This window comes from Azorhizobium sp. AG788 (genome assembly GCF_004364705.1).
Lineage (GTDB): Bacteria > Pseudomonadota > Alphaproteobacteria > Rhizobiales > Xanthobacteraceae > Azorhizobium > Azorhizobium caulinodans.
This window is the reverse complement of sequence record NZ_SOBM01000004.1, coordinates 436387-458734: the sequence shown is the minus strand read 5'-3', so window position 1 is coordinate 458734 and position 22348 is coordinate 436387. Positions and strand designations below refer to the sequence as shown.

The following is a 22348-nucleotide window of genomic DNA, read 5'->3' as shown; positions in this document are numbered from 1 at the left end:
CGCTCGCCCGCGCCTGCGATGCGCATCTCCCGATGCGGGCGCCGCAGTCCGGCCGGCCGCTTTCCATGACAAGAGCAAGGGACGTGGCCCGCTGGGACCGTCCCCGGAGGACAGACCATGAGCGAGACGCCCGCCTACGATCCCAACAACGTCTTTGCCAAGATCCTGCGTGGCGAGCTGCCAGCCCACAAGGTCTATGAGGACGACCGGGCGCTCGTCTTCCTCGATATCATGCCGCGCGCGCCGGGCCATGCCCTCGTGATCCCGAAGGCCCCCGCCCGCAACATCCTCGACATCGATCCCGAGGATCTCGCCTATGTGCACAAGGTGGCGCAGAAGGTGGCCAGAGCCGCCAAGGGCGTGTTCAAGGCCGACGGCATCACGCTCCAGCAGTTCAGCGAGGAAGCCGGCGGGCAGGTGGTCTTCCATTTGCACGTGCATGTGATCCCGCGCGTCGCCGGCGTCGCCATGAAGCCGCCCGCCAGCGAAATGGAGAACAATGACGTGCTGGCCGACCACGCGGCCCGGCTGAAGGCCGCCCTCGCCGGCTGAGCCCCTATGGCCAAGCTTATGCTGCGCCGCACGGAAGGGGCCTTCCCACCGTGGGCCCTCGGCCGGTATGCTTAACAAGCCATTATGGTGATTGACCGCGTGCGGGGGGATCTGACGCGGCGGCCGGAATGGACCGGCTCGTCGCGGATATCGTCTCCACGCCGTGCGCAGCCTTCGTGGAAGGCCTGTCCCGCGTGGCACTCCGGGAAGCGGGCGGCGCATGCCGCCGGCCCGCAGGTGTCGCGGTTTCGGCCAGAGGCCGGACCGACACGCCCGCAGAACGCCGCCGAGCCTGATCCCGTCAGACCCGTCTGATCGGTCCGTCAGTCTCAAGGATGCCGAAGGACTGTCTTCGATCCGGCTGCGGTGCAGGGCGGGCGAAGGCGCCTCCGGCAGGACGCGCATCGGTTCCCACGCCGAGCGACGTTAGGGCGCAGGCCTTTCCCCGGTCCGATCAAGGATCGCGCGGATCGGGGCCGGCAGCCTGCCGCACGAGCCACCTGCCGGCCGCTCCGCGGCCGCCTCCTCTTCCCGAAAGCGCTGCCTGGCGGCGTTTTCGCTCCTGACGGACCGACGCAACATGGATCTTGCCATCATCTCTCTGTGCGCCCGTCCCCTCGTTGCCAGCGCGGCGCGCGCGGGGCTGTCGCCCCTCTCGCTGGACCTTTTCGCCAATCTCGACACCTGCGCGAAGGCGGCGCGCTGCGTGCGCGTGCACCGGGCCAACGGCCATGCCTTCGACGGTGATGACCTCATTGCCGCCCTCACCGGCCTTGCTCCCGCTGGCCTGCCCGTGGTGCTCGGCAGCGGACTCGAGGACGATCCGGCCCTGATGGAACGGATCGCCGCGCGCAATCCCATCCTCGGCAATACGGCCGATACCGTGCGCGTGCTGAAGGATCCGCTCGCCCTCGCCGCTTTGTGCGGAGCGCTCTCGATTCCCTTCCCTGCTGTCACTATCGAGGCGCCCGACAGCGGCTTTGCCGCCGGGCCGGTGCTGGAGAAGAAGATCGGCGGGGCCGGCGGCGGGCATATCCGGCGTCGCGATTTCGGTGACCTCACGCCGCCTGCCCCCGGCCATTTCCTCCAGCGCGAGGTGGCGGGCGAGACCTATTCCATCCAGCTTCTGGCCAACGGCACAGAGGCCCTGTTCGTGGGTGCCTGCCGGCAGTGGCACTACCCCGACGATGTCCAACCCTTCCGCTATGGTGGCATGGTGGGCCCGGTCGCCCTGCCCACCGCCCATGCGGGGCGGATGATCGCGGCGGCGCTGACCGTGGCGCGCGCCTGCGGCCTTGTCGGCCTCGTCTCCATCGACGTGGTGGTGGGCCGCGAGGGCTGGTGGCTGGTGGAGGTCACGCCCCGCCTCAGCGCCATGCTGGACATTCTCGACACCGATCCTCTGCCGCCGCTCATGGGCCTGCATTTGGCCGCCTGCGGCGGAAAGCTGCCTTCCTCCCTCGCAGTCCCAGCGGAACATCGCGCCAGCGCCCTGCTTTATGCGGAAGAGGACGTGCTGATCCCGGACAGTGACTGGCCCGCAGCGGCCGTGGACCGGCCGGCGCCGGGCACCGCGGTCCGCGCCGGTGCCCACATCTGCGCCGTGCGGGCGGGTGGCCCCACCGCGGAAGCCGCAGAACGGGTGCTGGAGGACCGCGTGCACGAGGTGCGCGAATGGCTGGGTCTCGAACGGATCGCGCTCGCCGTCTGAACGCCGGCGGCAAGATCCGGCCTTACGGCGGGCCCCGAAGCTCTCGAGGCGCGCAAGGCCGCTTCGAAGCGGGGAAGAGGATGCGGATCTTTGTCTGCGAGTTCCTCACGGGCGGCGGCATGCGGGCCGAGCCCCTGCCCGGCGAAGCGGTTGCCGAGGCGCTGCTGCTGCGCACGGTGCTCGTGCACGATCTGGAATCGGTGCCGGGCCTCTCCGTGACCGTCGCACAGGATGACCGCCTCGGCGCCGGGGACGGGATCATGGCCGCCGTGGGAGAAGGGGTCGATCCCCGCGCCGCCTGGCGTGCCCTGAGCGCAGACGCGGATCTGGTCTGGCCCCTGTCGCGGGATGCGAGCCGCACCGCCGCCCTCGTCGGTGCCTTCCGCGCGTGCGGGCGGCGGGTAATCGGTCATCGGGCGGAGGCACTCGAGCTGCTCTCGGCCCCTGACCGCCTGACTGCCGCCCTGACCGCCGCGGGCATCCCGGCCGACCCCAATGCGCGGGGCGATGCCCTGTCGCTCTCGGTCCTCGCCCGCTCGGACGGACTGGCGGTGCTGGCGCTCCACCATCGGCATCTCGCCCCCGACGGGCGGCTTGCGGCGATGACCATCGGTGCCGCAGCGGAGCGTTCCGGTCCCTTCGCCTCCCTCGCATTGTCTGTCGTCCGGGCCGTGCCGGGACTGAGCGGCCTCTTCGACATCGACATCTGCCGGACGCCGGATGGCCCCTGCGTCACCGCGATCTCGCCCGGACTTGCCCTCAGCTATGTGGGGCTGCACAAGTCGCTCGGGGTCAATCCCGTGGCCTTCCTGCCGGATTTCATCCGCAACGGGCGCCCGCCCCAGATGCCCCATCTGCCGCAACCGGTTGCCATCGAGCTCAAATTGCGCGCATGACGGAAGGGACTGGCCGCCCACCGGCGGCCGCTGTCCCGTTGCGCGAGGCGTCCATGTCCGCTCCCGATCCCGAAGCCTTCCCGAGCCCCCAAGAGAGCAGCGCCCCGGAGGCCGCCCCCCGTCCCCGGCGCAACGACCGGCTGTTCCTGCGCGACCTGCCCTTCTTCGCCCGCCACGGCGTGCATCCCGAGGAGCAGGTGCTCGGCCAGCGCTTCATCGTGGATGCGGACTGGTGGCTTGACACCCGCCCCGCCGCCTGGGCCGACGATGCCCATCTCACCGTCTCCTATCAGGACGTTTACACCCACATCAAAGCGGTGGTGGAGGACGACACGGTGCGCCTGATCGAGACGCTCGCCGAGCGCATCGCCACCCGCCTCCTCGACCATTTCCCGCTCATCGAGCAGGTGCGGATCGCGGTGCGCAAGCCGGGAGCGCCCATCACCGGCGTGTTCGGGGATGTGGGCGTGGACATCACCCGCGGCCGTTGAGCCGCCCCACCGCCGCCACAGCCGCATTTTATGGCCGGGCGAGGCGTGACCTTCTGCCCGGCTTGGGCCATAAGGACGCCGTCCGAACGGTAAAAGGAGAGACGCGGTGAGCGAGGTGACCCTGCAGGCCTTCCTGGACGACTGGGCCGGTGCCGATCCGCTGCGGTGCGCCGTGGCCGCCACCGTGGAGCGTCTGGCCGAGGCCGGCGTCTCGATCGCCGAACTCGTGGCCCGTGGCCCCCTCGCCGAGGATTTCGGCAAGGTGCGCGGCGACGAGGCCAATGCCGGCGGCGACGCCCAGAAGGAACTGGACGTGATCGCCGAGGAAGAACTGGTGGACGCGCTCGGCCGCGCCCCGGTGGCCTTCCTCGCCTCCGAGGAGAGCGAGACGCCGATCCCGCTCGATCCGCACGGCCGCGTGGTGGTGGCGGTGGACCCGCTCGACGGCTCCTCCAACATCGACACCAACGTCTCCATCGGCACCATCTTCTCGATCCTGCCCTACGACCTGGAACAGCATCCGGACCCGGCCGCAGCGCTGCTCCAGCCTGGCTCGGCGCAGATCGCAGCCGGCTTCCTGGTCTATGGTCCGGCAACCATCCTTGTCTCCTCGCTCGGCCAGGGCACGCAGGTGTTCGTGTTCGACCACGACACCGCGACCTTCATCCTCGCCCGAGAGAAGGTGGAGATTCCGGCCGCGACCAAGGAATACGGCATCAACCAGTCGAACGTGCGCCACTGGGCCAAGGCCACGCAGCGCTATATCGACGACTGCCTCGCCGGCAAGGACGGTCCGCGCGGCAAGGACTTCAACATGCGCTGGGTGGGCTCGCTGGTGGCGGATGCCTTCCGCATCTTCACCCGCGGCGGCGTCTATCTCTATCCGGGCGACAGCCGGAAGGGCTATGCGGACGGCCGCCTGCGCCTGATCTATGAGGCGAACCCCATCGCCTTCGTGACCGAGCAGGCGGGCGGCGCGGCCACCGACGGCACCACCCGCATCCTCGACATCCAGCCCAAGCAGATCCACCAGCGCATCCCGCTGGTGTTCGGCTCGCGCGAGGAAGTCGCACACATCGCCAGCTATTACTGAACGCGCAGAACGCACCCATATGCGGGAGGCCAAGCGCCTCCCGCCGTTGTTTCTCGGAGCCCCCTCATGACCGGTCCCCTCATCGCCCCCTCCATCCTCGCCTCGGACTTCTCCCGGCTGGGAGAGGAAGTGCGTGACGTGGCCGCCGCGGGGGCTGATTACATCCATCTCGACGTGATGGACGGCCACTTCGTGCCCAACATCACCTTCGGCCCGGACGTCATCAAGGCGCTGCGACCGCACACCGACAAGGTGTTCGACGTGCACCTGATGATCTCCCCCGTGGAGCCGTATCTCGAGGCCTTCGCGGCGGCGGGCGCGGACATCATCACGGTGCAGGCGGAAGCCACCGACCATCTCGACCGCTGCCTGCAGGTGATCCGGGGCCTCGGCAAAAAGGCGGGTGTCGCCATCAATCCGGCGACCCATGAGAACGTCCTCACCTACCTGCTCGACAAGATCGACCTTGTCTGCGTGATGACGGTGAACCCCGGCTTCGGCGGGCAGGCCTTCATTCCCGACGTGCTGCCCAAGGTGGAGCGCATCCGCGACATGATCCGGGGCCGCGACATCCGCCTGGAGATCGACGGCGGCGTGAACCCCACCACCGGCGCCCTCTGCGCCAAGGCGGGCGCCGACGTGCTGGTGGCGGGCTCGGCCGTCTTCAAGGGCGGCATCGAAGGCTACCGCGCCAACATCGCCGCCATCCGCAGTTCGGCCGCCAGCGCCCTCGGCCTCGTGGCCTGAACCGCCGCCGGCGCGCACGGCCCGACGATCACTCATGCGGCGGGGCCACGCTCCTGCCGCCTTGACCTCCGCATTAAAAAAACGTTCGATCGTTTCCGATCTCCGGCAGAGCGCGCCAACGCTCCGGCCGGCTGTGCGCCAGCACAGGAACGATAAGCGCCCGCAAGCGGCGCCGGAGGACATGCCCATGCTGCCTGAGGCCGCGCGCTATGACGATCTCGTCCGAGCCTTCCGCTGGCGGATTCCCGATCGCTTCAACATCGGCACCGCCTGCGTCGATGCCCATGCGGACGGATCGGGAAAGCCGGCGCTGCTGTTCGTGGAGGAAAGCGGCGCACTCGTCACCTACACGTTCGACGAACTGAAGCGCCTCACCAACCGCTTCGCCAATGTGCTCGCCGCCTGCGGACTGGAGCGGGGAGATCGGCTGGCGGTGTTCCTGCCGCAGGCGCCCGAAACCGCCATCGCGCATCTGGCAGCCTTCAAGGCGGGGCTGGTCTCGGTGCCGCTGTTCACGCTCTTTGGCGACGAAGCGCTCTCCTTCCGGCTCGCCAATTCGGGCGCGAAGGCGCTGGTGACGGACCTTGCGGGCCTCGCCAAACTGGACCGCATCCGGCACGAGGTGCCCGACCTCACCCATGTGTTCGTCACCGGTCCGGATCAAGGCGACGGGCGGGCCATCTCCTTCGACGCCGCCATGGCCCGCGCATCGGACGCCTTCACGCCCTCCGACACAGGGCCGGACGACCCCGCGATCATCATCTTCACCTCGGGCACCACCGGAAATCCCAAGGGCGCTCTGCACGGCCACCGCATCCTGCTCGGGCATCTGCCGTGCATCGAATTCATCCACCAAGGGATGCCGCAGCCGGGTGACCTGCACTGGACGCCCGCGGACTGGGCGTGGATCGGCGGCCTTTTCGACGTGCTGTTTCCGACCCTCTATCTCGGCGTGCCCGTGCTCGCGCACCGCGCGAAGAAGTTCGATCCCGATGCGGCGATGGCGCTGATGGCGACGCACAAGGTGCGCAACGTCTTCCTGCCGCCCACCGCGCTCAAGCTGCTGCGGCAGGCGGACGTACGACACCCCGGTCTCGTCCTGCGTTCCCTGCTGACGGGTGGCGAGACACTGGGCGCGGAGCTTGGCGTCTTCGTGCAGGAGCGTCTGGGTGTCGAGGCCCGGGAGATCTACGGCCAGACCGAATGCAATCTGGTGGTCGGCTCCAACTCGAACTTCTTCCCCATCCGCCCCGGCGCCATGGGCAAGCCGATTCCCGGTCACGACGTGCGCATCGTGGACGAGGACGGCGTCGAGGTGCCGACCGGCGAGCAGGGCCATATCGGCGTGCGCCGGGGCGACCCAGTGATGATGCTGGAATATTGGAACAACCCGGCCGCCACCGCCGACAAATACGCCGGCGACTTCCTGCTGACCGGCGACCTCGGCCGGCAGGAGGAGGAGGGCTACCTCTGGTACATGAGCCGCTCGGACGATGTCATCACGTCCGCGGGCTACCGCATCGGGCCCGGCGAGATCGAGGACTGCATCCTGCGCCATCCGGCCGTCGCCATGGTGGGCGTCGTGGGCGTGCCGGACCCGGTCCGCACGGAAGCCATCAAGGCCTGGGTGGTGCTGAAACCGGGCCAACTCGGCTCCGACGCGCTGGCGGCGGAAATTCAGGACCATGTGCGCACCCGCCTTTCCGGGCACGAATATCCCCGCTACGTTTCCTTCACCGATGCGCTGCCCATGACGGCGACCGGCAAGATCCTGCGCCGCGAGCTGCGCCGCCTCGGTTGAGGAAACGCCATGACATCAACCCCGCCCCTCTCGCCGGACGCCGGCACCACCCGCCTCGCCATTGGCGACGGCATCGCCACCCTTACCTTCGACCGTCCCGCGGCACGCAACGCCATGACCTGGCGGATGTATGAGGAGCTCTACGCCGCCTGCCGCGAGATCTTGGCGCGCACCGACGAGATCAAGGTGGCCGTGCTGCGCGGCGCCGGCGGCAAGGCCTTCGTCGCCGGGACGGACATCGAGCAGTTCCGCGATTTTTCCGGGCAGGACGGCGTTGCCTACGAGGCGCGGGTGGAGACCTATGTGAGCGCGCTCGAGGCCCTGCCCATGCCGACCCTCGCGGTAGTCGAGGGCTGGGCGGTAGGCGGCGGCTTCATCCTCGCCAATTCCTGCGATCTCAGGATCGCCACGCCCGGCAGCCGGTTCGGCGCCCCTATTGCGCGGACGCTCGGCAACGGGCTTTCGGCCGGCAATCTGCGCCGCCTCACGTCGACACTCGGCGTCGGCCTCGTGAAACGCATGCTGATGCTCGCCGAAATGCCGGCGGTGGAAACCTTGCCGCCCGGCTATGCGGAAATCGTCCCGCCCGAGGCGCTGGAGGCAAGGCTGGTCGAGGTCTGCACGCAGCTGAAGGGCCATGCCCCTCTCACCATGCAGACGGCCAAGGAAGCCCTGCGGCGTCTCGCCACCGAACTGCAGCCCTCGGACTCGGATCTGATCCGCAAGGTCTATGGCAGTGCCGACTTCAAGGAGGGTATCGCGTCCTTCCTCGAAAAGCGGCGGCCGGACTGGCGCGGCCGCTGACCCGCGGAATCATCCGCCGGTGAGGTTGCCCCCCTGAACCTCACCGGCAGGATGCGCCTGACCGGCGTCCAGACCATCACGCGGGAATGGTCCAATGGCCAGAAGCTAAGGGAGACGAAGCATATGAAGCAAGTGAATAAATCACTTGCTCACAAAGGTTAGGCCGGGGCCCGAAAGTGTTCCACCATATGGAACATGGAGCGCGCTGCGGCGGTAAAAGAGACATCTCCCCCCTCGTTTTTCCGCTGGACTTCAACAGCCGTCTTTGCCCACCCGCACGATCAACCTCCCGTGGGTCGCACCCGTTTCACGACTTCCGCGTTATACAGGGTGTGGCGCACGGCCCTTTCGTGTTGCGCGCCCGAACCGACGCAAGGAGCAACGCATGAAGACCCAGGGTTCTGCTGTCTGGGAAGGCGGCATCAAGGACGGCAAGGGCGCCATCTCCACCAAGAGCGGCGCGCTCTCCGCCTACCCTTATGGCTTCGCCAGCCGCTTCGAGGGCAAGCCGGGGACCAATCCGGAGGAGCTCATCGGGGCCGCCCACGCCGGCTGTTTCACAATGGCCCTGTCGCTCATCCTCGGCGAGGCCGGCTTCACGGCGACGCACATGGAGACCACGGCCGAAGTCTCACTAGAAAAGCAGTCGGACGGCTTCGCCATCACTGCCGTCCACCTGACGCTGCGGGCGACCATCCCCGGCGCGGACGCCGAAACCTTCCAGCAGCTCGCCGCCAAGGCCAAGGCGGGCTGCCCCGTCTCCAAGCTGCTCAAGGCCGACATCAGCCTCGACGCCGCGCTGGTCGCGTGAGCGCGGGCCGCGGGCGGTTCTCCGCTCGCGGCTCCGCTTCCGGCGGAGAGGTCAGGCGGTTGCGAGCAGGTCGGCGAGGAAGAAGTTCACGGCCAGCGCCACGACGGGCGGCTGGTAGGCGTGCGGACCGTTATATTCGATATAGGTCACGTCATAGCCGGCACGCTTCAGCAGGTCCGCATGCGCCCGGCCGCTGCGGTCGATGGGGATCTGCTCGTCATTGATGCCGTGCGAGATGAAGACCCGCGGCGCACCCTCCTGATGGTGCACCGACATGAAGCCCGCCGACGACACGATGAGGTGGGTGACGAACTGCCCGTTGGTGAGGCCGAGCGAGAGCGTGTAGCTGCCGCCGTCCGAATGGCCCGCGAAGGCGAGATGCTCCGGGTCCAGGGTAAAGCGGTCCGCCACTTCGGCGACCGCGATGTCGAGCCTCTCCCGGTCCGGCCCGTTGCCGGCGATCACGATGTCCCAGGTGGGATAGAGGGATTGCGGCACCAGCAGGAGGAAGCCGTTGGCTTGGGCATGGGCCTCCAGCATGGGCAGGATCTTCTGCGCACTGCCCCCACCGCCATGGAACAGCACCACGAGAGGGGTCGGTCGCGCTGGGTCGATTCCCTCCGGCACCACGAGCACCGCGTCGCGCTGCTCGAAAAGCCCAAGGTCGTGCCGTCCCGGCGGGAGGGCTTCCTTGGTGGGCGGGCGATGGGTGAAATTGAGCCGTCCGGCGAGATTGGCATCCATAATACAACATTACGGAATGCCTGCCCCGGATCAAGGCGCGGTGCAACATGGCGGAACGAAGCCGTCCGCCTTCCGTTGAAGCCCCAAGCACAGACAGGGAGGCTTCATGACCCGCGACCCGCGCACCCTTGACCAGAACCCGCTCGTGGTCGACCCGGCCAATGAGGATGCAGTCCTTAATGACCGCCCCTCGCCGGCCCGGCCGCCGTTGGAGGCGCCACTTGCGCCGAACGACGCCGAATATGAGGACAGCGCTCCGGACGATCGTCGCCCGCCGGACGTGCGCGTACCGCCCGATCAGAGCAGGCGCCCCTGAGGCGAAATGGGGGACCGGTAGCGCATCGCTTGCATTGCAGTTCGGTCCCCCAGAGCCCATCATCGGCGCCTGTCTGTTCCGCCACTGGCCGGAGACCGCGCACGCCGATGAATATCCGTTTCCTGGAAACCTTTGTGTGGGTCGCCCGGCTGCGGAGCTTCTCCAGCGCGGCGGACAAGCTTTGCACGACCCAGGCGACTGTTTCCAACCGCATCGCGACCCTCGAACGCGATCTCGGCGTGCGGCTGTTCGAGCGCGACCTGCGCAATGTGAGCCTGACTCCGCAAGGCGAGCGGGCGCTGGCGCAGGCGGAAACCATCGTTCGCCTCACCGAAGAATTGCGGCTCGGGGTGAGCGAGGCCAGCAGCCTCCGCGGGCGCATCGCCATCGGCACCATCGATTCCATCGTCTATGCGTGGCTGCCCAAGCTGATCGAAGCGGTGAAGGCCACTTATCCGGACGTGGACATCGACCTCACGGTGGATAACAGCCTCACGGTCTCCCGCCTGCTGCTGGACCGGCAGGTGAATCTGGCGCTGATCGCCGGGCCCGTACTGGCGGCCGAGTGCAGCAATATCGACCTGTGCACCTATCAGTGCCACTGGTTTGCCGCGCCGCACCTCGGCCTGCACGGGCGCCGCCTCTCGCTCGTGGACATCGTGGCGAACCCCATCTTCGCCTTCTCAAAGGGCTCGCAACCCCACCAGAACGTGCTGCGTCTGATGGAGTCCGCCGGCCTCGACGCGAACCTCAATCTGGTGCGCATCCTCAATTCCAACTCGCTCGCCACCATCACCCGCCTCGCCCGCGACGGCATGGGCGTCGCCGTCCTGCCGACTGAGGTGGCTCGCGAGATGGTGGAACGGGGCGAACTGATGCAGCTCGACGTGGACGCGGACCTGCCGCCCCTGCACCTCCACGCTGTCTATCGCGAGGAGCCGGGCAGCACCCTGCCCGCATTGATCGCCCGGATGGCGGCGCAAGTGGCGAAGGCGGAAGACGCGGCCACGCTCACGCCATCGGCCAATGCGCGCCGCAACCAGATCCGCATTGCATCGCACACAAAATAGGCACGCGCCGCCCGTGCCGCTGTCATAAGCATTTCTTGTAAGCGCCGACAATTATTTCGCGTTTGTCGGACGTGGTTTGGTCTGGTCTGCTCCCGTCACCCAAGGCAGGAGACCTGACGTGAAGGTATCGCTGGTCCAGATGAACACGCAGGGGGACAAGGCCGCGAATCTCGCGACCGCCGCCTCCCTGATCGAAGCGGCGGTGGCCGCCGACAAGCCCGACCTCGTCGTGCTGCCGGAATATTACGCCTTTCTCGGTGATACGCCGGCGCAGGCGCAGGAGGCCGCCGAGACCTTCCCGGATGGCGAGTCCTACCAGCTCATGAAGGGGCTCGCGAAGAAGCTGAAGGTGGCGATCCACGCCGGCAGCGTCGCCGAGCGCGAGGGCAATTCCTTCTACAACACCACCGTCGTCTTCGGCCCCGATGGCGAGGAACTGGCCCGCTACCGCAAGATCCACCTGTTCGACGTGGAGATCACCGGCGGCACCGTCTATCGCGAGAGCGACACCGTCTCGCGCGGCGAGGACGTGGTCACCTACGCGCTCGGCGGCAAGACGGTCGGCTGCGCCATCTGCTACGACATCCGCTTCCCCGAGCTGTTCCGCAAGCTGCGCGACAAGGGCGCGGACATCATCGTCCTGCCCGCCGCCTTCACGCTGATGACCGGCAAGGACCACTGGGAAATCCTCGCCCGCGCCCGCGCCATCGAGACCCAGACCTGGTTCCTCGCGGTCGGCCAGACCGGCCCGCACGCGGGCGGCAAGAAGTGGTGCTGGGGCCATTCCATGGTCATCGACCCGTGGGGCCACATCACCGCGCAGGCCTCCGACGGGGTGGGCTTCACCACCGGCCGTCTGGAGTTCGGCTACACCGAGAAGGTGCGGGCCAACGTCCCCGTCGCCAATCACCACGTTCTCGCCTGAGCGGAAGCGCACTTATGTTCATCGTCAATCCCATGCCCGCCCAGATCGCGCCCGAGCTCGTGACCGAGCTTGAGAAGTGCGAGGTGGCGACCATCGGCCATGTGCTGCATTCCGGCTTCGTGGACCGCGAGATCCGCGCCGTGCTGCCGGGCAAGCGCGTCGCCGGCACCGCCGTGACGCTGCGCATCCCGCACGCGGATTCCACGCTGCTGCACTATCTCACCGCTTATGTGCGCCCCGGCGACGTGGTGGTGATCGAGCGCTGCGGCGACGACAAGCACGCCTGCTGGGGCGGCGTCATCACCAACGCCATGAAGATGGCGGGCGTGAAGGCCGGCGTCATCGACGGCCCGGCCACCGATTTCTCCGAGATCGTGAAGGTGGACATGCCCATGTGGTGCCGTGGCCCCTCGCCCATCACCACCAAGCTTCTCGGCCTCGAAGGCGCGATGAACGTGCCGGTGAATGTGGGCGGCCAGACCATCGAGCCGGGCGACGCCGTGCTCTGCGACGAGAGCGGCGTGGTGGTGCTGAAGCCGGCGCAGGCCCCCGCCATCGCCGCCCGCGCCATCCAGATGCAGGAGAACGAGATCAAGCTGCTCGCCCGCCTCGCCGCCGGCGAGAAGCTGCCGGACATCACCGGCGCCCGCGCGATGGTGGAAGCCAAGCTCGCGCCCGCCACCTGAACATGAGGGCGGCTGAGCCAACACTCAGCCGCCCGGCCGTCACCATGAAGCCGAGGCTGGACCACCGGCCCGTCCCACACCTTTTCCAGAGGGGATCCACATGACGACGTCTGCGAAGTTCGGGGCCGCTGCGGCGCTCGCCCTCGGTCTCTTCTCTCAGGCCGCCTGGGCCGAGAGCAACATCACCGTCATGGCCTATTCGGGCCTGTTCCAGGAGCGTTACACGAAGGCCGTGATCGAGCCCTTCATGAAGGCGCATCCGGATATCAAGGTCACCTATTTCCCCCTGCCCTCCTCCGCCGCCATGCTCGGCAACCTGCGTGCCCAGAAGGCCGCGCCGCAGACCGACGTCGCCATCATGGACGTCTCGGTGTCGAAGGCCGGCACCGATGAGAGCCTGTTCACCAAGATCGACGAGACCAACGCGCCCAACGTGAAGGATCTCTATCCCAACGCCCGTATTCCGGACGTGGCGGGCGTCGCGGTGACCTTCGACAATCTCGTGATGCTCTACAACACCGATCAGGTGAAGGAGCCGCCGAAGTCCTGGATGGCCATGGCCGACAAGGGCTATGCGGGCAAGGTGGTGATCCCCGGAATGCCCGACATTCAGGGGCTCTCGCTGGTCATCATCCTCAACAAGGCGAACGGCGGCACGGACTATCTGAAGGACGTGAGCAAGGGCATTGCGGCGATGGTCGAGATCGCGCCCAACGTCCAGACCTGGGAGCCCAAGCCCGAGGTCTATGCGCCCATCGTCACCGGGCAGGCCGCCGTCGGCGCCGGCTGGAACGCCCGCGCGCAGGTCAACAGCCAGACCTCCGGCGGCAAGCTCAAGGCCACCATCCCGCAGGAAGGCACGGTGTTCCAGATCAACACCATCAACCTCGTGGCCAACGGCCCCGGCGGCGATGCGGCCAAGACCTTCGTGAACTATGCCCTGAGCCCCGAGGCCCAGAAGGCCTTCACCGAGAGCATGTTCTACGCTCCCACCAACGCCAAAGCGGACATCTCGCCCGAAGCGCTCGACCGCACCGCCGTGAAGTTCATGGACAAGGTGATCCCGGTGGACTGGATCGCGCTCGCCAAGGTGCGTGACGCCATCGGCGAACAGTGGCGCCGCCGCGTGCTGCCCGCCAGCCGGTGAGGCACATGGCCATGATCCGCACCTCGCCCGACGAGATCCAGCGCCAGACGCAGGGCGAGGGCTTCCTCTCCCTGCGCGGCCTCACCCGCCGCTACGGCACCTTCAATGCCGTGGACGACCTCAATCTCGACGTGGCCAAGGGCGAATTGGTCGCCTTTCTCGGCCCCTCCGGCTGCGGCAAGACCACCTCGCTGCGGATGATCGCCGGCCTTGCCCCCTCAACGTCCGGCCATATCGTGGTGGACGGGCGCGACATCACAGGCGTGCCGCCCTACCGGCGCGACATGGGGCTGGTGTTCCAGTCCTACGCCCTCTTCCCGCACATGGACGTGGCGAAGAACGTCGCCTTCGGCCTTGAGATGCGCAAGGTCTCGAAAGCCGAGGCGGCGGAGCGGGTGCGCGAGGCCATCGCCATGGTGCGCCTCACCGGCAAGGAGCACCACCGCCCCGCCCAGCTCTCCGGCGGCCAGCAGCAGCGCGTGGCGCTCGCCCGCGCGCTCGTCGTGCGGCCCTCCATCCTGCTGCTCGACGAACCGCTCTCCAACCTCGACGCCAAGCTGCGCGACGAGATGCGCAACGAGATCCGCGACATCCAGAAGCGGCTCGGCATCACCGCCATCTTCGTGACCCACGACCAGATGGAAGCCCTCACCATCTGCGACAAGGTGGCGGTGATGAACCACGGCCGTCTGGAGCAGCTCGGCACGCCGCACGAAATCTATGAACACCCGAAAACCGCCTTCGTGGCGGGCTTCGTGGGCCGCATCAACCGCCTGTCCGGCACCGCTGCGGGGGGTATCGCAGAGGTGGCGGGCGTGAAGGTCGCCGCGCCCGGCTTCAACGGCCCGGTTGAGGTCATGGTGCGTCCGCATCGCATCGTGCTTTCTCCCGGCGCCGCGCCGGCAAGCGGCGACCTTCACAGCCTCTCCGGCACCGTCACCCGGGCCACCTTCGCCGGCGACATCCTCGAGTATGAGGTGGAGGCCGGCGGCACCCTGCTGAAGACGGAAGCCTCCACGCGCGGCGGCGAGCAGGTGCTGGCGCCGGGAACCCCCGTCACCCTGTCCTGGCGCCCGCAGGACACCTTCGTGTACGCCGCATCATGAGCACGCTCGCCGTTCCCGCACCCCGCGCGGCGCGCCCCATGAGCCCGACCGCGGTTGCCATGCTGCTGCTCCTGCCCATCGCGCTCGTGAATGCGGTGGGCTTCCTGTGGCCGGTGTTCAACCTGCTGCGCATGTCCTTCAAGGAATCGCAGGCGACCGGCGCGCTGGTAGAGACCTTTTCGCTCACCACCTGGTCCACGGTGCTGGGCGACAGCTTCACGCTGGAGCTGATCGGCAACAGCATCGGCGTCAGCCTCTTCATCACGGTGCTGACGCTGCTGTGTTCCTACCCCATCGCGCTCTATCTGCACCGTTCGTCCGGCCTGTGGCGCACCATCCTGCTGGTGCTGGTCATTGCGCCGCTGCTCACCTCAGCCGTGGTGCGCACCTATGGCTGGATCGCCATCCTGTCCTCGCAGGGGCTCATCGCCAATGTGCTCGGCCTCGTCGGCCTCACGCCGCCGCGCCTCATGTTCAACCTCACGGGCGTCATCATCGGGCTCACCGAAATCCTGATGCCCTACATGATCCTCGCCCTGCTTTCGGGCTTCGGCCGGCTCGATCCGCGTTGCGAGGAAGCGGCGCTGACGCTCGGCGCGACACCGTTGAAGACCTTCTGGCGCGTGGTGCTGCCGCTCACCGCGCCGGGCATGGCGCTGGGTTGCCTGCTCTGCTTCGTGCTCGCCATCTCCTCCTTCGTCACGCCGAAGCTGCTGGGGGGTGGGCGCGTGTTCCTCTTGGCCACCGAGATCTACGATCAGGCCATCGTGACCCTCAACTGGCCGGTCGCCGCGACGCTCTCCATGATCATCCTGGTGCTGTTCGGCGCAGCGCTGGCCCTCTACACCCGCGCCCTGCGGCGCATTGCCTGACGGAGACGGCCCATGGATGAACGCCCCGTCTCCCCCGCGCTGAAGATCGCTGCCGGCGTGATGTTCCTCTTCCTGCTGGCGCCGATCCTCATCATCGTGCCCATGTCCCTGAGCGGGGACGCCTACCTCAACTTCCCGCCGTCGAGCTGGAGCCTGAAGTGGTACGGCGCCATCTTCTCCGACAGCAAGATGACCGCCGCCTTCTCGGTGAGCCTCCTGCTGGCGGTGGTGGTGACGGTCATCTCCCTGCTGGTCGGCCTGCCGGCGGCCTATGCGCTGGTTCGGCTCAAGCCGCCGGGCGCCGAGGCGCTGGGCGGCCTGTTCACCGCCCCGCTGCTGCTGCCGACCATCGTGCTCGGCCTCGCCATCCTGCTGGTGTTCGCCCCGCTCGGCCTGCTCGGCACTTTTCAGGGGCTCGTGGTGGCGCATCTCATCGTCACCCTGCCCTATGCCATCCGCGTGCTCTCCACCGCGCTCGCCACGCTGCCCATCCCGGTGGAGGAAGCCGCCTCGACGCTCGGTGCGCCGCCGCTCACCGTCTTCTTCCGCGTCACCCTGCCGATGATGCGGTCGGGCATGGTGTCCACCGCCGCCCTCTGCTTCCTTGTCTCCTTCGACGAGGTGGTGCTCTCGCTCTTCATGACCGGCCCGCGCATCTCCACGCTTCCGGTCGCCATGTATCGCCACGTGGAACAGCAGGCCGATCCTCTGGTCGCCGCCATCTCCGTGCTGCTGGTGGTGCTCACCCTGGCCGTTGTCATCGTGGTGGACCGCACCGCCGGACTTGCGAAGACCTTTGTGAAGTGACCGGACGGGCCTTGCGCCCGCCCGGCCCCAAGTTCGCGGGATCCGCCCGCACCTGACCTTGCCCAGACCCGTCCGCCCCGACCTGCGCCTCGCGCGGGAACGGGGGAACTCACGCTTTCGCCCGGAGATCGCTCATGTCCCAGCAGCTCGCCCAGTTCGCCTTCTGGCTCTCCTCGCCCTCTTTCCCGCACATCGAGATTGCGCGGGGCGCCGGCTTCACGGCGGTGGTGCTCGACATCGAGCACGGCACCTTCAATCTCGATGACCTCGACCGGGTGATCCCCTTCTGCCGGGCGCTCGGCATCAAGGTCTATGCCAAGGTGCTCGGCCCGCTCACCGAGCCGATCCAGCAGGCGCTCGATTTCGGGGCGGACGCGATCATCATCCCGCACATCGGCGCGCTCGATCATGCGAAGGCCGTGACGGCGGCCACCAAATATCCCCCGCTTGGCGTGCGCTCCTATGCGGGTGGCCGCACCATGGGCTACGGCCCGGTGGACGACAGCTTCAGCGCCAATGAGAACGCCCGCACCAAGTGCTGGCCGATGATCGAGAGCCGCGAAGCCCTCAATGACGTGGAGGCCATCGCCGCTCTGCCCACCGTGGACGGCCTCTTCGCCGGCCCCACCGACCTGTCCATGGCCGCCGGCAACCCGCGCTACAGCTTCAGCGAAAGCGACAAGAACGACATCGCCCGCATCGGCGCCGCCGCTCGCGCCGCTGGCAAGCCCTGGGTGCTGCCCGCCTGGACGGCGCCCGAGCGCGCCTTCGGCAAGCTGCACCGCGCCGACATCACGGTGGTGGGCGCGCAATACGCCCTCATCCGCTCCGCCTTCCACGGCCTCGTGGATAGCCTCGGCTCCGAAGGCCTCCTGTGATCCTCATCCGGAACGTGTCATGACCTCCCAGGCCCCCATCCGCATCGCCGTCGACATCGGCGGCACCTTCACCGACATCGAGATTCTCGACGCCTCGACGGGTGAGATCCACCAGATGAAGACGCCGAGCACGCCCTCGGATCCGTCCATCGGTCTCCTCACCGGCATCAAGGAAGCGAGTGCGCGCTTCGGCTTCTCGCTCGATCACGTCCAGTATCTGCTGCACGGCACCACCATCGCCACCAATGCCGTGCTGGAGCGCAAGCTGCCGCTCGGCGCGGTAGTGACGACGGCCGGCTTCGAGGACGTGATGCAGATCGGCCGGCATGGCCGCACCGACGTCTATGCCATCACCGCCTCGCCCCCGGCGCCGCTGGTGAAGCGCCGCCTGTGCTTCGGCGTCTCCGAACGCATCGGTGCGGACGGGCGCGTGCTGAAGCCGCTAGACGACCGCTCCGTCGCCTTCCTCGCCGGCAAGCTGCGCGAGGCGGAGGTGAAGTCCGTCGCCATCTGCTTCCTGCACGCTTATGCCAACCCGGCCCACGAGCGCCGGGCCGGCGAAATCCTGCGCGAGCTGCTGCCGGGCGTCGCCATCACCCTCTCCAGCGATATTTCGCCGGAGCTGCGGGAATATGAGCGCATGTCCACCACCGTGCTCAACGCCATGCTGGTGCCCGTGGTGCAGACCTATACGGACCGCCTCGCTGGCAAGCTGAAGGAGGAAGTGCCCTCCACGCAGGTGTATCTCGTGCAGTCGAACGGCGGCGTCTCGGGCCTCGCCAAGGCCGGGCGCGAGCCCGCCCGGCTGCTGCTCTCCGGCCCCTCGGGCGGGGCGGCGGCGGCCAAGCGGCTCGCGGCGGACCTCGACGAGCCGAACCTCGTCGCCGTGGACATGGGCGGCACCAGCTTCGACGTCTCCGTCGTGCATGAAGGGGCCGTCGCCATGGTCAACGAGGGCGAGGTGGATGGCCTGCCAGTGCGCCTGCCCATGATCGAGATGCGTACCATCGGCGCGGGCGGCGGCTCCATCGCCTGGGTGGATGACGGCGGGCGCCTGCGCATCGGCCCGCACAGCGCCGGTGCCGAGCCCGGCCCCGCCTGCTACGGGCGCGGCGGCCAGCAGCTCACCGTGACGGACGCCAACCTGCTGCTGGGCCGGCTGGACGGCTCCAGCTTCATGGGCGGCAAGATGGGGCTCGATCGGGAGGCCGCCGCCAAGGCCGCAGAGGCGGTTTCCGGCAAGCTCGGCCTCTCGCCGGAGGAGACGGCGGCCGGCGTCATCGCCGTCACCAATTCGAGCTTGGCCACCGCCACCCGCCTCTCGCTGTTCGAGAAGGGCATGGACCCGGAGGATTTCGCCCTCCTATCCTTCGGCGGCGCGGGCGGCGTGCATGCCTGCGAGGTGGCCGAGGAACTCGGCATGCGCAAGGTGATCTTCCCCGCCCACGCCTCCACGCTTTCGGCTTGGGGCATCCTGTGGTCGGACATCACCCACGACCTCTCCGCCACGCAGATCGGCCTGTTCTCCGATCTCGCCCCCTCCATGGCCCAGAAGGCGCAGGCCCTCGCCGCCGAGGCCAACCGCCTGCTGGCCGAGGACGGCGTGCGACCGGAGAACTGCGGCTTCGAATGGGCGGTGGACCTGCGCTATGCGGGCCAGGCCTTCGACCTGCGCGTGCCGCTGGACACGGCGGATTTCTCGCCCCGTGGTGTCGCGGCGGCGACGAGCGCCTTCCACGCCATCCACAAGCAGCGCTTCTCCTATGACGAGCCCGCCGTACCGGTGGAGATCGTGGCCCTGCGCCTCACCGCCATCGGCCGCCTCGCCAAGCCGACCCCGGCGCCCGCGTCGGCCGGCACCGCTTCCGGTTCGAAGACCCGTCCGGTCTATGGGCGCGGCGGTTTCGTCGAGACCAAGGTTTGGGCGCGCGAGGCCATCGGCCCCGCCGGCGTGCCCGGCCCGGCCGTGGTGGAGGAGACCTACACGGCCACTTATGTGCCGGCCGGCTGGACCATCCGCGCCCACGCCACGGGCGCGCTCATCGCCGAGCGCGCGGCCACCCACTGATCGCCTCCAAGGACAAGAGAGCCATGAGCCCCATCGATCCCGTCCGCCTCGAGGTGATCCGCAATGCGCTGGTCGCCGCCGCCGAGGAAATGAGCATCACCATCTGGCGCACCAGCCGCTCCACGGTCGTGCGCGAGATCCTCGATTTCTCCACCGCCGTCTTTGATGCGCAGGGGCGCAACATCGCCCAATCCGCGCGCATTCCGGTGCACCTCAACTCCATGTCGGACTGCCTGAAGACCATTCTGGAGCAGTACATTCCGCTGGAGAGCTGGAACGAGGGCGACGTCATCGTCACCAACGATCCCTATGCCGGCGGCCAGCATCTCCCCGACATCCAGACCTTCCGCCCCGTGTTCGTGGATGGCGAGCGCGTCGGCATCGTCGGCACGCTCTGCCACCATGTGGACGTCGGCGGCGGCGCGGCGGGCTCCTATTATGCGGCGGCCACCGAGATCTTCCACGAAGGCATCCGCATTCCCCCGCTGCGCCTCGTGGACAAGGGCACGCTCAACACCAGCGTGTTCGAGATGCTGCTCTACAACGTGCGCCAGCCCGATGAGACGCGCGGCGACCTCAACGCCCAGATCGCCGCGCTCGGCATCGGCGCGCGGGCAGTGGCGCGCATCGCGAAGAAGTATGGCAGCGCCAACCTCTCCGCCGCCATGTCCGCCATCCTCGATGGCTCGGAGCGCATGATGCGCGCCGCCATTGCGGCTCTGCCGGACGGCACCGCCTCCTTCGTGGAGACGGTGGATGACGACGGCCAGTCGGACACGCCCATCCGCCTTGAGATCACCATCACAAAGAAAGGCGACACCATCGCGCTCGACTTCGCCGGCTCCAGCCCGCAGGTGCGTGGCCCGGTGAACAACACGCCGGCCATGACCTGCTCGGCGGTCTATTACGCGCTGCTGGCGGCGCTGGGCTCCGACATTCCAGCCAATTCCGGCTGCTACCGGCCCGTGAGCGTGAACCTGCCCAAGGGCAGCGTGGTGAACGCCCAGTTCCCCGCCCCCGTGGTCGGCCGAATGGTGGTGAACCACCGCATCGCCACCTGCGTCTTCGGCGCGCTGGCACAGATCGCACCGGAACGGATTCCGGCGGCCTATTACGCCATCTCCTATGTCTATGCGGTCTCGCTGGTGCAGCCGAACGCCAAGCGCCAGGTCTATTTCGACATCGAGGTGGGCGGCTGGGGCGGCCATGCGGGGGGTGATGGCGCGAGCGCGCTCTCCTGCGGCCTCCACAACAACACCAACGCCCCTATCGAGATGGTGGAAGCCAAATACCCCGTGGTGTTCACTCGCTACGGCCTGCTGCCGGACACGGGCGGCGCCGGCACCCATCGCGGCGGCCTCGGCCTCGTGCGCGAGTTCCGGCTGGAGGCGGCGGAAGGCTCCCTCTCCACCAATTTCGAGCGCTTCCGCTTCCCGCCCTATGGCATCAAGGGCGGCGAGCCGGGCTCCCTCTCCTCGACCACCGTCACCCATGCGGACGGCACCACCGAGAGTCTCAATTCCAAGGTCTCCGGCATTCCGCTCTCCGCCGGTGATCTCGTGACCATCAAGACGTCCGGCGGCGGCGGCTACGGCGACCCGAAGGGCCGCGACCGGGCCAAGCTCGCCGAGGATCTGGCGGAAGGCCTCGTGACGCCCGAGGCGGCCCGCACCCTCTATGGTGCGCCGGAGCTTGCCGCCGCGGCCGCCACCGTCAAGACCTGTGGCAGCAAGACCCCTGCCCGCGCCAAGACCGGGGTCGCCGCATGAGCGCCCCGGCATCCGTTCCCATGGCCTTCCTCTCGCTTGCCGAGGTGGAGGCCCTCACCCGCGCGGCCTTACAGGCGAGCGGCGTCAGCCCGGCCAACGAGCCCTCCGTCACGGCCTCCGTCGTGGCGGCGGAGGCGGAAGGCGTGCACAGCCACGGCCTCGCCCGCCTGCCCACCTATTGCGCCCACGCCAAGGTGGGCAAGATCGACGGCAAGGCCACGCCCACCCTGTCCCGCCCGCGCCCCGGCCTCGTGCGCGTGGATGCCGCGGACGGCTTCGCCCATCCGGCCATCAACCTCGGCCTGCCGGCTCTTCTTGATGCCGCGCGGGCACAGGGCATCGCGGCGCTGGCGGTGACCAACTCCTACAATTGCGGCGTTGTCGGCTATCACGTGGAGCGCATCGCGAAGGCAGGCCTGATGGCGCTCGGCTTCGTGAATGCGCCCGCCTCCATCGCGCCCGTGGGGGGCACGAAGCCGGTGTTCGGCACCAACCCGATCGCGTTCGCGGTGCCGCGCGCGGATGGCGAACCGCTGGTGCTGGACCAGTCGTCCAGCGTGGTGGCAAAGAGCGAGATCGTGGTCCACGACCAGCGCGGCGAAGCCATTCCCCTCGGCTGGGCGCTGGACAGGGACGGCCAGCCCACCACCGACCCGAAGGCGGCACTCGCCGGGGGAACCATGGTGCCGGCCGGCGGCTACAAGGGCGCGGGGCTTGCGCTCATCGTGGAGATGTTTGCCGCCTGGCTCACGGGCGCGCATCTCTCCATCGACGCCTCCTCCTTCGCGGACAATGCGGGCGGCTCGCCGCGCACGGGCCAGATGTTCATCGCCGTCGATCCCGGCCCGCTCGCAGGGCCGAACGCGGCGGCGCGGATGGCCCATCTGTTCGCCGCCATCACCGATCAGGAGGGTGCGCGCCTTCCCGGCGGGCGGCGCGCGGCGGCACGGGTGCGCACCGCGCGCGAGGGCGTGAAGATCCCTCAGGCGCTGCTGGACAAGCTGACGGCCATCGCCGGCTGATCCTGTGCGGGGGCGGGTACACCCGCTCCCCC

General features: G+C 68.3%; 22 protein-coding genes. 21 read left to right on the top strand and 1 reads right to left on the bottom strand.

What is annotated here, in order from left to right:
* Nucleotides 1–117 precede the first annotated feature (117 nt).
* From DFO45_RS12860 to DFO45_RS12820, 9 genes are all read left to right on the top strand, one after another.
* On the top strand, nucleotides 118–552 hold the full coding sequence (locus DFO45_RS12860) for an HIT family protein (protein WP_133865163.1): 435 nt from the start codon (nucleotides 118–120) through the stop codon (nucleotides 550–552).
* Between the two features lie 580 nt (nucleotides 553–1132).
* Nucleotides 1133–2263 carry an ATP-grasp domain-containing protein gene (locus tag DFO45_RS12855; RefSeq protein ID WP_133865162.1) on the top strand — a complete coding sequence of 377 codons (1131 nt, stop codon included), beginning with the start codon at nucleotides 1133–1135 and terminating at the stop codon, nucleotides 2261–2263.
* Between the two features lie 80 nt (nucleotides 2264–2343).
* Nucleotides 2344–3159, top strand: a complete 816-nt coding sequence (locus DFO45_RS12850; protein WP_133865161.1) for a hypothetical protein — start codon at nucleotides 2344–2346, stop codon at nucleotides 3157–3159.
* Between the two features lie 53 nt (nucleotides 3160–3212).
* On the top strand, nucleotides 3213–3650 hold the full coding sequence (folB, locus tag DFO45_RS12845; RefSeq protein ID WP_133865160.1) for a dihydroneopterin aldolase: 438 nt from the start codon (nucleotides 3213–3215) through the stop codon (nucleotides 3648–3650).
* A 106-nt stretch (nucleotides 3651–3756) separates the two neighbouring features.
* Nucleotides 3757–4743 (top strand): class 1 fructose-bisphosphatase, encoded by a 987-nt coding sequence (locus DFO45_RS12840; protein ID WP_012170339.1) that lies wholly within the window; start codon nucleotides 3757–3759, stop codon nucleotides 4741–4743.
* Nucleotides 4744–4809: 66 nt separating this feature from the next.
* Nucleotides 4810–5490: a ribulose-phosphate 3-epimerase gene (gene rpe / locus DFO45_RS12835; protein WP_133865159.1), complete on the top strand. Its 681-nt coding sequence runs from the start codon at nucleotides 4810–4812 to the stop codon at nucleotides 5488–5490.
* A gap of 187 nt (nucleotides 5491–5677) precedes the next feature.
* Entirely contained in the window at nucleotides 5678–7291 is a 1614-nt protein-coding gene (locus DFO45_RS12830; protein WP_133865158.1) for an acyl-CoA synthetase, read from the top strand.
* A gap of 9 nt (nucleotides 7292–7300) precedes the next feature.
* The gene (locus DFO45_RS12825; protein WP_133865157.1) at nucleotides 7301–8095 is read left to right on the top strand and encodes an enoyl-CoA hydratase; all 795 of its coding nucleotides are present in this window, start codon (nucleotides 7301–7303) and stop codon (nucleotides 8093–8095) included.
* A 385-nt stretch (nucleotides 8096–8480) separates the two neighbouring features.
* Nucleotides 8481–8906: an OsmC family protein gene (locus DFO45_RS12820; protein WP_043879140.1), complete on the top strand. Its 426-nt coding sequence runs from the start codon at nucleotides 8481–8483 to the stop codon at nucleotides 8904–8906.
* A 51-nt stretch (nucleotides 8907–8957) separates the two neighbouring features.
* Here DFO45_RS12820 and DFO45_RS12815 read toward each other — a convergent pair whose 3' ends face one another.
* Entirely contained in the window at nucleotides 8958–9650 is a 693-nt protein-coding gene (locus DFO45_RS12815; RefSeq protein ID WP_133865156.1) for an esterase, read from the bottom strand.
* Between the two features lie 106 nt (nucleotides 9651–9756).
* Between DFO45_RS12815 and DFO45_RS12810 the strand changes: the two genes are divergently transcribed.
* The 12 genes from DFO45_RS12810 to DFO45_RS12755 all read left to right on the top strand — a co-directional run bounded on the left by DFO45_RS12810 (nucleotide 9757) and on the right by DFO45_RS12755 (nucleotide 22316).
* Nucleotides 9757–9966, top strand: coding sequence for a hypothetical protein (locus DFO45_RS12810; RefSeq protein ID WP_133865155.1), 210 nt, complete (start codon nucleotides 9757–9759; stop codon nucleotides 9964–9966).
* Nucleotides 9967–10073: 107 nt separating this feature from the next.
* A complete protein-coding gene (locus DFO45_RS12805) occupies nucleotides 10074–11036 on the top strand; it encodes a LysR family transcriptional regulator (RefSeq protein ID WP_133865154.1) in 963 nt (320 codons plus the stop codon).
* Between the two features lie 118 nt (nucleotides 11037–11154).
* Nucleotides 11155–11961, top strand: coding sequence for a carbon-nitrogen hydrolase family protein (locus DFO45_RS12800; protein WP_133865153.1), 807 nt, complete (start codon nucleotides 11155–11157; stop codon nucleotides 11959–11961).
* Nucleotides 11962–11975: 14 nt separating this feature from the next.
* Complete coding sequence (locus tag DFO45_RS12795; RefSeq protein ID WP_012170331.1) at nucleotides 11976–12647, top strand: RraA family protein; 672 nt, start codon at nucleotides 11976–11978, stop codon at nucleotides 12645–12647.
* 190 nt (nucleotides 12648–12837) lie between these two features.
* Nucleotides 12838–13794 (top strand): ABC transporter substrate-binding protein, encoded by a 957-nt coding sequence (locus DFO45_RS12790; protein WP_332118352.1) that lies wholly within the window; start codon nucleotides 12838–12840, stop codon nucleotides 13792–13794.
* Between the two features lie 5 nt (nucleotides 13795–13799).
* Nucleotides 13800–14900, top strand: a complete 1101-nt coding sequence (locus tag DFO45_RS12785; RefSeq protein WP_245518079.1) for an ABC transporter ATP-binding protein — start codon at nucleotides 13800–13802, stop codon at nucleotides 14898–14900.
* A gap of 38 nt (nucleotides 14901–14938) precedes the next feature.
* Nucleotides 14939–15772, top strand: coding sequence for an ABC transporter permease (locus DFO45_RS12780; RefSeq protein WP_245518078.1), 834 nt, complete (start codon nucleotides 14939–14941; stop codon nucleotides 15770–15772).
* 12 nt (nucleotides 15773–15784) lie between these two features.
* Nucleotides 15785–16579, top strand: coding sequence for an ABC transporter permease (locus DFO45_RS12775; RefSeq protein WP_012170327.1), 795 nt, complete (start codon nucleotides 15785–15787; stop codon nucleotides 16577–16579).
* A 134-nt stretch (nucleotides 16580–16713) separates the two neighbouring features.
* The gene (locus DFO45_RS12770) at nucleotides 16714–17457 is read left to right on the top strand and encodes an aldolase/citrate lyase family protein (RefSeq protein ID WP_133865150.1); all 744 of its coding nucleotides are present in this window, start codon (nucleotides 16714–16716) and stop codon (nucleotides 17455–17457) included.
* 19 nt (nucleotides 17458–17476) lie between these two features.
* Nucleotides 17477–19525, top strand: coding sequence for a hydantoinase/oxoprolinase family protein (locus tag DFO45_RS12765; protein WP_133865149.1), 2049 nt, complete (start codon nucleotides 17477–17479; stop codon nucleotides 19523–19525).
* Nucleotides 19526–19548: 23 nt separating this feature from the next.
* Nucleotides 19549–21294, top strand: coding sequence for a hydantoinase B/oxoprolinase family protein (locus DFO45_RS12760; RefSeq protein ID WP_133865148.1), 1746 nt, complete (start codon nucleotides 19549–19551; stop codon nucleotides 21292–21294).
* Complete coding sequence (locus DFO45_RS12755; protein WP_245518077.1) at nucleotides 21291–22316, top strand: Ldh family oxidoreductase; 1026 nt, start codon at nucleotides 21291–21293, stop codon at nucleotides 22314–22316. Before DFO45_RS12760 ends, DFO45_RS12755 begins: the two co-directional genes overlap by 4 nt.
* Nucleotides 22317–22348: the final 32 nt, after the last annotated feature.